An 11507-nucleotide genomic window follows, 5' to 3' on the forward strand; every position below is an offset into this window, starting at 1 on the left:
ATCGGCGCCACCGTGATCACGGCTGATGACATCCGCCGTGCCGGCGCCGCCGACATCAACGCGGCGATCCGCAAGGTCGGCGGCGTCTACGGACGCCAGAGCCTGGACGCCTCGCCGGACTTCGCGCTCGACCTGCGCGGCTTCGGCTCGAACAGCGCCCAGAACATGGTGATCCTGGTGGACGGCGTGCGCCTGAACGAGAACGAGCTGACCAATGCGGTGCTGTCGAGCATCCCGGTCGATACCGTCGAGCGCATCGAGATCCAGCGCGGCGGCAGCAGCGTGCTGTACGGCGAAGGCGCGACCGGCGGCGTGATCAACATCATCACGCGCCGCGCCGGCGCGAACGGGACCCACAATTCGGTCTTCGCCGAAGCAGGGCGCTTCGACGCCCACGACCTGCGCGCCTCGATCACCCATGGCGCCGGCCCGCTTTCTTTTGATGTGGCGCTGGCCGACCGCGGCACCGACAACTACCGCGCCAACAGCGAGTTCAAGCAGAAGACCGCCAGCGGCGGCGTCCAGTACGCCTACGGCGCGGGCCGCGCCGGCCTGCGCTTCGAACATTCCGAGCAGGACGCGCGCTTCCCGGGTTCGCTCACCGAGGCCCAGTATCTGGCCAATCCGCGCCAGGCCTCCACGCCGGACGATTTCGGCACCCTGGACACCGACCGCGTCAGCGCTTTCGTCGAGCACCGCGTCGGCAGCCTCGAGCTGGCCGCGGAACTCTCGCACCGCGAGCGCGAGGTCGCAGCCAGTTACTTCTACACCGGCGGCGTCACCCGCGTCGCCTATGACGCCAGCCAGACCCAGTTCTCGCCGCGCCTGCGCCACACGGCCAGCCTGGGCGACAAGCGCAACGAGCTGGTGGTCGGCATCGACCTGATGCGCTGGGAGCGCCGGACCGAGTCCGATTTCTCGCGCGGCGACGCCGAGCAGGATTCGAAGGCCATCTACCTGCGCAACGAAGTCCTGTGGAACGCTCCCCACAATGCCCGCCTGGCGATCGGCGGCCGCCACGAACGCTTCACCAAGGATTACTCCGACCCGCTGGCCTTCCCGCCGGTGCTGGGTGAGCACCGCAGGCAATCGATCAATGCCTGGTCGCTGGAAGGCAGCGTCGACCCGATGCCGCAGCTGACCGTGTTCGCCAAGCTCGGCCGCAGCTATCGCATCGCCAACGTGGACGAGAACAGCCTGCGTTCGGGCCTCGAGGTGCTGGCGCCGCAGACCTCGCGCGACCTGGAGCTGGGCGTGACTGCCGGCGGCCCGGCGCGCCAACTGACTGCGCGCCTGTTCCGCCACCGCCTGAAGGACGAGATCTTCTACGACCCGACCATCGGCTGGGGCGCCAACACCAACCTGGATCCGACCCGCCGCCAGGGCTTCGAGCTCGAAGCCCAGCAGGCCCTGACGCAGGACCTGCGCCTCTCCGCCAAGTGGCAGCGCGTGGACGCCGAGTTCACGGGCGGCCAAGGTGCTGAGTACCCCAATGCCGGCCGCGAGATGGTGCTGGTGCCGAAGAACGTCGTCACCGTGCGCGCCGCCTCGACCCCGGCCAGCGGCCACAGCGCCGACATCGGCGCCCAGTGGGTCGACAGCCAGCGCTACGGCAGCGACTTCACCAACAGCTGCGGCGCCCGCATCCCGTCGTACACCACCGTCGACGCGCGCTACGCCTACCGCATCAAGGGCTGGGAAGCGGCCGTCAGCGCGCTCAACCTGGCCGACCGCCAGTACTACAGCAATGCCTTCGGCTGCCGCTCGGGCATCTATCCGAGCGACGGCCGCCAGCTGAAGCTGTCGCTGCGCTACGACTTCTGATGCGCGCGCCCCGACGCTTGACCGCTGCGCTGCTGCTGTTCGCGGCGGCAGCCGGTGCGCAGGCCGCGCTGAGCGTGGTCGACGATGCCGGCCGCCGCGTCACCGTGCAGCAGCCGGCCCGGCGCGTCATCTCGATGGCGCCGCATGCCACCGAGCTGCTGTTCGCGGCCGGCGGCGGCGCGCGCGTGGTCGGGGCGATGAACTACAGCGATTACCCGGAAGCCGCGAAGAAGATCCCGCTGGTCGGCAGCAACAGCGTGATCGACATGGAGCGGGTGCTGGCCCTCAAACCCGAGCTGATCGTGGTCTGGCACACCGGGAACACGGCGCGCCAGATCGCCCAGCTCGAATCGCTGGGCGTGCCGGTCTTCCACAGCGAGCCGCGCACGCTGGGGCAGGTGGCCGACAACATCGAGCGCCTGGGCCGGCTGCTTGGCACCGACGCGGCTGCCACGAGCGCGGCCGGGTCCTTGCGCGCCCGCCTGGCGGGGCTGGAAGCGCGCTACGCCCGGCGCCCGCCCGTGACGGTGTTCTACCAGATCTGGGACCAGCCGCTGTACACTCTCAACGACGCCCAGATCGCCAGCGACGCGATCCGGGTCTGCGGCGGACGCAACGTGTTCGGAACGCTCAAGGCGGTGGCGCCGGAGGTCGGCATCGAAGCGGTGCTGCAGGCCGACCCGGAGGCGATCATGGCCGGCAAGCGTCATGATCCTGCCAATCCCGGCCTCAAGCTGTGGGAGCCGTACAAGAGCATGACGGCGGTAAAGCGGGGCAACCTGTTGAGCGTGGATGGCGAATTGCTGACACGGCCGGGGCCGCGCGTGATCGACGGCACGGCCCGGCTGTGCGAGGCGCTGGAGGCGGTGCGGCAGCGCCGGCCGAAGTAAATGGCGCTGTCCTCCTTAGCTATGGATGACTCCGATCGAGAGGCGCAGCAATTGCTCCACCGTCGTGATCCGTCCGCCATCGAGCGCCCGGCGCCAGCCCAGGTAGTTCGGCAGGTAGCGCGAAGCTACTCCGCGGAAGCGGCTCAACCATTGCCGGAAGCGCTGGTGATAGGCATTTACGTTCTGGACATGGATGACCCCGGCAATGCCGCGGCGTACCCGCACGCCCGCACGCAGGTTCACCGCTTGGTGCGCAATGCCATGCTTGCGGGCGAAACTGCGATACGCCGAATGGGCGTCGCTGACCAAGAGCACCTGCCGGTCGAGCCGGGGCAGCAAGTGGCGCTCCAGCTGCGCCGCCGTCAAGGCGCCACGCCCGACTACGGCATCGACGGTCTGACCGCTGCGGTCGCGCGCGACCAGAATGCAGTCGAGCTCGCGTGAAATGCCGCGCTTGCCCGCCCGGCCGCCACGCCGACGCGCCGGTCGGTCCAGCTTGCGCGCGCCTTTCTGCGACTCCAGCATGAACATTTCGTCAGCTTCGGCAATGCCGCCCAGGCGCGTCGGCTGGGCATGCCTGGGGCGCTCCAGGAAGCGGTGCCGCCAGCGGAAGGCGGTGTTGCGGTGCACGCCGACCTCGCTGGCGGCTGCGCGTACCGATTTCGAGTCGAGCACAGCGCCCAGGTAATCGAGCCATTTTCCACGTAGCCGCAGCCGCGCCAGCGGCGTGCCGCTCAAGTCGTTATAGGTGCGACCGCAGGCGCGGCAGCGGTAGCGCTGCAGGCCGTTCGCTTGTCCGTGCCGGTAGTAGTGTTCGCAGGCACAACTGGGGCAGCGACGCACCGCTCCGCCGATCTGGCCGATGAGGGCGATCACCTGGTCCAGCCCTGCAGCGGGATGCAGGGCGGCCAGCGTCTGCAGGCGCTGGGGCAGGTTCAGTGCAGCGAGTTTGGCAAACCACTTCTTGAAATACGGCGCGCGCATGGTCGTTCCTGTCTGTGGTGACAGGCGTTCGACCAGGAAGCAGCTCAGCAGTTCCGCGCTCATCCATAGTTAAGGTTGACAGCGCCAAGTAAATCGTTCCTCCGTTTCGCTCACGTTAATTCCGTAAGCAAATGCAAAATTCAGCCCTTCCTCAGAATGGCGGGCCGAAAAAGTGGTAATCTCCCGGCGTTTGCTCAATCTATTGTGGAAGGAAACCTATGCGTTCTCTGCGTTTTGCCCTCATCGCCGCCACCATGGTCGCCAGCACCGCGATCGCGTCGCCAGCCGACCCGAAGAACGGTGTCGACTACCAGACCCTGGCCGCGCCGCAACCGGTGCAGGCGACGGGCAAGAAGGTCGAGGTCATCGAATTCTTCGCGTACCATTGCCCGGCCTGCAACATGCTGGAACCGACGTTCAACCAGTGGATCAAGAAGCAGGGCGACAACATCGTCGCGCGCCGTATCCCGCTGCCTTTCCAGGGCCCGACCGATCCGGAAGCACGCCTGTTCCTGACCCTCGAAGCGATGGGCAAGCTCGACCAGTACCACCACCGCGTGTTCCAGGCCGTGCACGTGCAGCGCCAGCGCCTGACGAAGGATGACCAGATCATCGAGTGGGCGGTCAAGAACGGCCTCGACAAGGCCAAGTTCATGGAAACCTGGAACTCCTTCGGCGTGACCACCAAGCTGCGCCGCCTGAGCCAGATCTCGAGCGCCTACAAGGTGACCGGTACCCCGACCATCATCATCGACGGCAAGTACGTGGTGTCGCCCGGCCAGATCCAGGAAGCGAACAAGATCCAGGACGTCAACCAGCTGATGCAGGCGACCGCCCAGGTCATGGACGCACTCGTCGCAAGGGCAGCCAAATCCAAATGAGCAAAGACGTCGAACGCGAAGTCCTCAAGATGTACGACGGGTCCCGGCCCAACGAGGACGACCTGTTTGAGACCAGCTATGTGAACCACATCGCGTGGTCGGTGGCGGTGCTCTGTACGGGCATCGCCATCTGGCTCGGCATTGCCCTCGTCAATGCCGAGAACCAGCGCCATGCCCTGATGACGAATATGTGCCCCGATCCGCTCTTCAAGGGCGGCATCGACAAGGCATGTCTCGTGACCGTGCGTTCGCGCGACCACTGGTGGGAGCACCTGTGGTACGGCGTCACGCACGTGAGCGGACAGTACGACGAGCACGTCTCGCGTTATCCCTCCCGGCGCACGACCGAACGCTGAAGCCTAAGTGCTCAGCGCCTTTCTTTCTTCCAGCGTCAGCACCCGCGGTGGCTTCAGCGGCTCGCTCGTGCCCGCGCGGAAGAAGGGATTCTCCCGGTAGCCGCCGCCCAGGCGCGCCTTCATCAGCATCGTCCCGATCTTGCACACGGCCCAGGCCGTGCCCAGGGCGCTCGACTGCACGGGCCCCTTGGCCGATCTCGTTTCGACCCGGCAGCGCAGGGCCCCGAGCTGCCGATCGAGTTCCGCATCCGGCGCATCCAGGCAGGCCCGCACCAGGCCCAGGTAGGAAGTACGCGGGTCGCGCGGCGTGTTGCCGATCGGCGTGCGGCAGCAGCCGGCGTACCAGCGGTACAGCCCCTTGGGGCTCAGCGACATGCAGGCCAGGTGCTCGAGGCCTTCGTCGAAGCGCACGGCGGCGGGCAGGGTGGCGGCCACCTCGGTGCCGCCGAGCGGATCGAGCATGGGGGTAGCCAGGAAGCGGCCATAGGCCTGGCAGTCCTTGCAGTAGCAGACGGCGCGCGCGGCCACGCGCCGGGTGTCGACCTGGCCGCGCAGCTTGCCGCAGCGGCAGCGTAGTGCGATCCTCATATCGGGCCTCCCTGGATAATCGTCCTGTCATGCCAAACAGTTATCATGGTTTGTCCATGGTGGCAAGCGCCGGCGGCGCCTTGCGTTTCGACTGCAGGACGATGGTGTTGCGCCCGCCGCCCGGACGGTCCTCGCCCGTGCTGGTATTCCGCAAAGTAAATTGCTCGGTGCGGCTGTCGTAGGAGATGAATTCGCCCTCGGCCTCTTCGGTCTGGACACCGTCCAGCGTGCGCCGCACCTTCGCCTTCGACATCAGTTTCACCATGGCCGAGCGATCGTCGTACTCGACGCGCTCGGCTTCGCCTTCCATCCAGCGTTCGCCGGGGCCGTCCGCCTTTTGCCGGAAGCGCACCTTGTTGCCGGGCTGCGCCTGCAGCAGGATGCGCTGGTAGCCGCCCGGCGATTCCTCGAAGCGCCCGCCATCGGCACTGATCGTCAAGCTGCCGCGATTGACTTCCACCCCACCCGCCAGCGTGAACGTGCCGGTCAGGCTGTTGGCATCGCAGGAGCGGCAGGTGATCTGCGTCGGTTTGTAGGCATCGGCCTTTTCGGCCGCCGCCTGGCCCGCCGCAAGCAGCAGCAGGGCGGGAAGAATGCATCGTTTCATGGCGTATCCCGTGTGGTGTTGTCCTGTTGCCGCATCAAGCGGGCAGCTTGATCACGAAGCGCGCCCCGCCCAGCGGCGCGCCGTCCGCATGCAGGCTGCCGCCGTGCAGCGCCACCGCCTTGCGCGCGATCGACAGGCCGAGGCCGAAGCCGCCGGTCGCGCGGTCGCGGCTGCGGTCGAGCCGGTAGAAGGGGTCGAACACCTTGTCGCGTTCCTCGACCGGAATGCCGGGCCCGTCGTCGTCGACCGTGATCTCGACGCCGCCCTCGGTGCGCGCCGCCGACAGCAGGATGCGGCCGGCCGCATATTTCTGGGCGTTGCGCAGCAGGTTGCAGACGGCGCGCGCCAGCAGGCGCCGGTCGAGCGCGAGCTCGCCCAGGTCCTCGGGAAGCAGGCAGTCGAGCGTATGCGGCGAAGGCGGCAGCATCTCGAGGCATTCGCGCAGCAGCGCGTCCAGCCGGACCGGCTCGATCTGCAACTTGCGCGTGCTGTCGAGCTTGCTCATGTCGAGCAGTTCGTTCACCAGGGAATTCAGTTCGCGCAAGTCGCCTTCCATTGCCCTGACGCGCTTGCTCAGGTCGGGGTCCCTGGCGCGCGCGTCCAGCAGTTCGAGCCCGAATTCGAGCCGCGCGATCGGCGTGCGCAGTTCGTGCGACACCGAGTGCAGCAGGCTTTTCTGCGCTTCCAGCAGGTCTTCGATGCGGTCGGCCATGTGGTTGATGCGTTCGGCCAGCGGATAGATCGAGGCCGAGGGCTTCATCTGCGAACGCGCTGTCAGCTTGCCGCTGCCGAATTCGTCCGCCATGCGCGACAGCGACTGCAAGCCCTGCCAGTGCGAGCGCGACCACAGCGCGATCGGCACCAGCAGCGCGATCGCCACGATCACGTAGCGCAGCGCTTCCATCTTGAGCGCCTGCCCGATGTCCACCGGCAGGTCCTGCGCATGCAGCACTTCCTCGTGGCTGCCGATGTAGCGTTCGCCGTCGAGGTCGACGCGGCGGTAGAAGCTGCGATTGGCCGGATCGAGCACCAGTTCGCCGCGGTCGAGCAGCGCGCGCCGGCCGGCGGGCAGGGCGCTGCGTGCCTGCGCCAGCGGAATCAGGTCGTAGCGCACGTCCGACACGATGCGCACGTTGTTCAGGCGCGCCAGCCATTCGTCGCTTGGGGCCTGGTCGATATATTGTTCGAGCAGGAAGATCTGGGCAGCCGCCTGGCGGCGTGCGATGTCCTCGAGCGGATCCCCGAACAGCCGGCTGAAGGCGAAGTAAATCACGAAGGTGGCCGCCGTGATCGACAGCATGACCAGCACGAAGAAACGGAAGAATATCCGGTTCACGTGCCCATCCTGCATGACTCGCAGTTACGAATTGCTGCCAAACACATAGTATCTCCTTGGCAGCATTGTATAGGAGCAAACGTCTCTTAGGAATCTCCCTGCTGGCGCTCGCAAGCTTACAAATTGCAGACAATTCCTCGACAGTTCGAGGGGGAATGCGAGGCGGGGAATGCCTATGATGCTCAACATCAGGTCAAGGATTATCTGGTTTTCCGTTTGCCCGCCTGATATGCGAGTGTCGGCGGGTTTTTTTATTCGTAAGGAAGCGATCGGTGGAGAAGAAAATGAGGGAGTTGGGACGCACTCTGATCAACGCCGCCGCCGTTCTCGGCATGGGCATGGCTTTGGCAGCCTGTGGCGGTGGCGGTGAAGGCACTGCCGTCATGAAGAACCAGACGGCAGGGCAGGGCATTGCCGTCGGCGAGCCGAATGGCGGCGTTCCGGTCGTTTCCGAGTACATCAAGATGGCCCAGGAAGCATCCTGCGCATCGACCCGCAACCAGCTGTACGTCGTCGACGGCAAGTACGTGCTGTGGGACCGTGCCGGCAACTGCGCCGACAATTCCACTAGCCAGACCCTGATGGGCGCCAATCCGCAGGCCGTGCTGTGCACTTCCGGCGACACGATTGCCGGTCCGCGTACCAGCTGCAGCGACGAGAGCGTGCGTGCCCTGTTCGAGACCATGCTGAAGAACCTCGACAAGGCCGACCTGGGCCTGGGCGCCGGCCACAAGGTCGAGCCGGTCGGCTTCCTGCCCAAGTCGGGCGCCCCGGTCGCCTTCAAGACCGTCGTCAGCGAGAGCTTCTCGAACATCGAGACGGCGCGCGAAGTCGTGATCAAGGACGCGGCCGCCTGGTCGGCACTGTGGGCCGAGCACAGCAAGACCCGTATCGCGGCGCCGGAAGTCGATTTCTCGCGCAACATGCTGGTGGCCGTGTTCCAGGGCAGCGGCAATCCGGGCTGCGGCACTTTCGACGTGGTGCACGTCGGTTCGAAAGACGGCAAGCTGCTGGTCGAATACGAAGTCCGCGACATGTCGCCGGTCATGTTGTGCCTGGCCGCCGTGACCCAGCCGATGCGCGTGGTCGCGGTGCCGAAGGTCGATGCGCCGGTCGAGTTCCGCAAGATCGTCAACGACTACGTCAACTTCACCACGGTCGAGCCGCATGTGCGCACCGCCATCCTCGAGCAGCGCAATGTCGTGGTGCGCGACGAGGCGGCCTGGGCCAGCCTGTGGGCCGAACATGCCGGCAGCGAGCACGCCTTGCCGAAGGTCGATTTCAAGGAGCAGATGGTGATCGGCGTGTTCCGCGGTCCCAAGCCGAGCAACTGCCACGGCGGCGGCGTCGGAAGCGTCTCCTTCCAGGACGGCAGGCTGCAGGTCGGCGTGGTCGACAGCGTGCCCGGGCCCGGCGTCTTCTGCGGCATGATGATCGTCCACCCTGCGCACTTGGTCATCGTCAAGCGCAGCGAGGCCCCCGTGGAATTCGTGACAGAAACTCGTACCAACCAGTAACAATGCGTGAGAGTTCGGCTTGCCCGACGTAAAATGTTGGATTGCCGAACTCTCCCGATTGTGAAAGACATGAACAAGCTTTTCGCCCTGGTTCTGGCTGTCTCGGGCGGCGCCGCAAGCGCACAGACGCCGACCACCAACCCGATGCCCGACGGCAGCCGCGATATGTATGCGGGGCTGGGCGTCGTGTCGGCGCCGCGGTACGAGGGGGCGGACAGCAGGAAGGTCAGGGCATTGCCGGTGCTTCAGGTTCAATGGAGCAACGGCATGTTCATTTCCGGCATGAGCGCAGGGATGCACCTGTCCGCCAGCCCGGTCGTCGAATACGGCCCGCTGCTGGCCATCCATCCGCGCCGCACCGAATCGGGCACCGGCAGCAGCGTCGGCGGCGTCGATGCCTTTGCCACGATGCTGCCGTCGACGGAGCGCACGATGAAAAGCGCCAATCCGCTCGCCGGCATGGACGAGGTCATGGCGCGTGCTGAAGCGGGCGCTTTCTTCAATTATTACCTGTCGCCGCAATGGCGCCTGACCAGCAGCGTGCTGGCCGGCGCCGGCAACGACCGCAACGGCGTGCGCGGCGAGTTCGGCATCCAGCGCCTGGCAATGCAGCTGGCCCCGCACCACACGCTGTCGCTGTCGGCCGGCCTTGGCGTTGCCAACCGCGCCTACCAGCAGAGCTACTTCGGCGTCAGCGCCGAGCAGGCCATGCGCAGCGGCAATTCCTATTACCGCCCCGACGGCGGCCTGAAGGACCTGCGCATCGGCGCGCGCTGGAACTGGGCGCTGTCGCCTTCCTGGATGCTGACATCGAGCGTGCAGGGAACGCGCCTGATGGGCGACGCCCGCCGCAGCCCGCTCGTCGAGCGGCCCAGCAACGTGACGGTTTCGACCGCCTTCGCCTACCGGTTCTGATGATGCGATTCGCACACGCCACCGCATGCGCACTGCTCCTGAGCTCGGCCAGCCTGGCCGCGGCGCAGGCGCTCGCGCCCGCGTCGGAGTGGGCGAGCTACCGCGACGCCTACCGCAGCCTGGTCGTGTTCGAAAAATACGGCGGCCCCAAGAGCCTGCTGCAGAACCACCTGCAGCTGCTGCCGCGCGAGAAGGGTGTATTGGGCGAGGGCCTGCAGCTGGTCCTGGCGGGCAAGACCGTGCAGACCAGCCTGGCGCTCGACGCCCTCGGCCGCGGCGTCCTGCCGCTGGTAAAAGCCGCCTACGACGAAAACGCCGTGCTGGCGCCGAACCGCAAGATCGGCCCCTTCAGCCTGCGCGCACGGGTGACGATCACGCCGCGGGCGGACAACGTCTACGACACCGACGAGCTGCGCGCCGCCTGCGCCCAGGCGCTGGGCTATGCCCGCCACGTCGATGCCTCGGCGCGTTCGCGCCAGTGCGTGGGCGTGCGCATGGTGTTCCCGAAGAAGGGCGTGGAGGCCTCGGTCAAGCTGCGCCGTCCGGAAGGGGAGCAGGCGCTGCCGCTCACGCCTGGCGCGGCCTTCAGCGGCGACCCCGATGCCGACTTCCCGGCCGTGAACTACCGCTTCGGCGCCGAGCGGGCGCAGCTGATTACCTACAGTGCGCCGCTGGCGATCTTGCCTTTATTCAAGTAACGGTTTTCGTAGGGTCGGCGGATTCTCCGCCCACGCGGTGATGGCTATCCGTCGAGATGTCGCGGCGGTGCCGGCTGTTGTTGAACGCGTGGGCAGGGGACCTTGTATGGCACAGGGACATAGGTAACAGTCGTCTAGAGACATAGGTAACACCTTTTATGATCAGCGCACGACCAATAACTGGAGCGTGCGATGCCTTGGAAGGAGTGTTCCCGGATGGCCTCTCGTCTCGAATTTGTGGTGTTGGCAAGCGCACCAGAAGCCAACGTCAGCGCCCTCTGCCAGGCATTTGGAATCGGTCGCAAGACGGGTTACAAATGGCTTTCCCTGTTCGAAGAACAGGGAAAGGACGGGTTAAATGACCGGTCTCGCCGCCCGCATAACTCGCCCAAGCGCAGCGATGCACAGTTGGAAGCACAGGTCGTTGCCCTTCACGACACCTATCCCTACTGGGGCGGGCGTAAGCTGCAGGCATTGATTCCACAAGAGTTTGGCAAACCTCATCCCAACACCATCGCTGCCATCCTGAAGCGGCATGGAAGGCAGATCTTGCCGCCTACCGATGTCTCGTCACCAGCCATCAAACGCTTCGAGCACGAAGCCCCTAATCTGCTCTGGCAAATGGATTTCAAAGGGCACTTCGCGCTCACCAATGCGCAGGCTGGCCGGTGCTACCCACTGACAGTGCTGGATGATCACTCGCGCTTTTCCATCTGTCTGAGTGCCTGCTCGGGGGAGACGGGCGATCAAGTAAAAAGCGCGCTGACCGAGGCATTCAAGCTATACGGCCTACCCGAACGCATCACATGCGACAACGGCAATCCTTGGGGCACGCCCAAGCAAAATGGCCTGACCAAGTTCGAAGTGTGGCTGCTCAAGCTGGGAATCATGAGGTAGCCTGACTTTTTCGG

The 11507-nt window shown here is 65.9% G+C and carries 12 protein-coding genes; 8 read left to right on the plus strand and 4 right to left on the minus strand.

Annotated features, from left to right (window positions below):
• Together B2R83_RS19735 and B2R83_RS19740 are read left to right on the plus strand one after the other, a co-directional pair.
• A partial coding sequence (locus tag B2R83_RS19735; RefSeq protein WP_292044283.1) for a TonB-dependent receptor occupies window positions 1–1824 on the plus strand: 1824 nt, incomplete at its 5' end.
• Complete coding sequence (locus B2R83_RS19740; protein WP_292044284.1) at window positions 1824–2714, plus strand: cobalamin-binding protein; 891 nt, start codon at window positions 1824–1826, stop codon at window positions 2712–2714. The genes B2R83_RS19735 and B2R83_RS19740, both read left to right, overlap by 1 nt.
• 15 nt (window positions 2715–2729) lie before the next feature.
• Here B2R83_RS19740 and B2R83_RS19745 read toward each other — a convergent pair whose 3' ends face one another.
• A complete protein-coding gene (locus B2R83_RS19745; protein WP_292044292.1) occupies window positions 2730–3698 on the minus strand; it encodes an IS1595 family transposase in 969 nt (322 codons plus the stop codon).
• A gap of 218 nt (window positions 3699–3916) precedes the next feature.
• Between B2R83_RS19745 and B2R83_RS19750 the strand changes: the two genes are divergently transcribed.
• On the plus strand, window positions 3917–4579 hold the full coding sequence (locus tag B2R83_RS19750) for a thiol:disulfide interchange protein DsbA/DsbL (RefSeq protein WP_209588210.1): 663 nt from the start codon (window positions 3917–3919) through the stop codon (window positions 4577–4579).
• On the plus strand, window positions 4576–4935 hold the full coding sequence (locus B2R83_RS19755) for a hypothetical protein (RefSeq protein ID WP_036216160.1): 360 nt from the start codon (window positions 4576–4578) through the stop codon (window positions 4933–4935). Before B2R83_RS19750 ends, B2R83_RS19755 begins: the two co-directional genes overlap by 4 nt.
• Window positions 4936–4938: 3 nt before the next feature.
• Here B2R83_RS19755 and B2R83_RS19760 read toward each other — a convergent pair whose 3' ends face one another.
• Genes B2R83_RS19760 through B2R83_RS19770 form a run of 3 tightly spaced genes read right to left on the minus strand, consistent with a single transcriptional unit; the run spans window position 4939 to window position 7466 of the window.
• The gene (locus B2R83_RS19760; protein WP_292044285.1) at window positions 4939–5523 is read right to left on the minus strand and encodes a DUF6151 family protein; all 585 of its coding nucleotides are present in this window, start codon (window positions 5521–5523) and stop codon (window positions 4939–4941) included.
• Window positions 5524–5566: 43 nt separating this feature from the next.
• Window positions 5567–6130: an LptA/OstA family protein gene (locus tag B2R83_RS19765; protein WP_292044286.1), complete on the minus strand. Its 564-nt coding sequence runs from the start codon at window positions 6128–6130 to the stop codon at window positions 5567–5569.
• 34 nt (window positions 6131–6164) lie between these two features.
• On the minus strand, window positions 6165–7466 hold the full coding sequence (locus B2R83_RS19770; RefSeq protein WP_292044287.1) for an ATP-binding protein: 1302 nt from the start codon (window positions 7464–7466) through the stop codon (window positions 6165–6167).
• 284 nt (window positions 7467–7750) lie between these two features.
• Here B2R83_RS19770 and B2R83_RS19775 point away from each other — a divergent pair, with 284 nt between their 5' ends.
• The 4 genes from B2R83_RS19775 (at window position 7751) to B2R83_RS19790 (ending at window position 11493) form a co-directional block, all read left to right on the plus strand.
• Window positions 7751–8983, plus strand: coding sequence for a hypothetical protein (locus tag B2R83_RS19775; RefSeq protein ID WP_292044288.1), 1233 nt, complete (start codon window positions 7751–7753; stop codon window positions 8981–8983).
• A gap of 69 nt (window positions 8984–9052) precedes the next feature.
• Window positions 9053–9898 (plus strand): MipA/OmpV family protein, encoded by an 846-nt coding sequence (locus B2R83_RS19780; RefSeq protein WP_292044289.1) that lies wholly within the window; start codon window positions 9053–9055, stop codon window positions 9896–9898.
• Complete coding sequence (locus B2R83_RS19785) at window positions 9898–10596, plus strand: hypothetical protein (protein ID WP_292044290.1); 699 nt, start codon at window positions 9898–9900, stop codon at window positions 10594–10596. Before B2R83_RS19780 ends, B2R83_RS19785 begins: the two co-directional genes overlap by 1 nt.
• A gap of 216 nt (window positions 10597–10812) precedes the next feature.
• Complete coding sequence (locus tag B2R83_RS19790) at window positions 10813–11493, plus strand: DDE-type integrase/transposase/recombinase (protein WP_292044291.1); 681 nt, start codon at window positions 10813–10815, stop codon at window positions 11491–11493.
• Window positions 11494–11507 lie beyond the last annotated feature (14 nt).

The organism is Massilia sp. UBA6681, from assembly GCF_002454935.1.
In the GTDB taxonomy this organism is placed as follows: Bacteria; Pseudomonadota; Gammaproteobacteria; order Burkholderiales; family Burkholderiaceae_D; genus Telluria; species Telluria varians.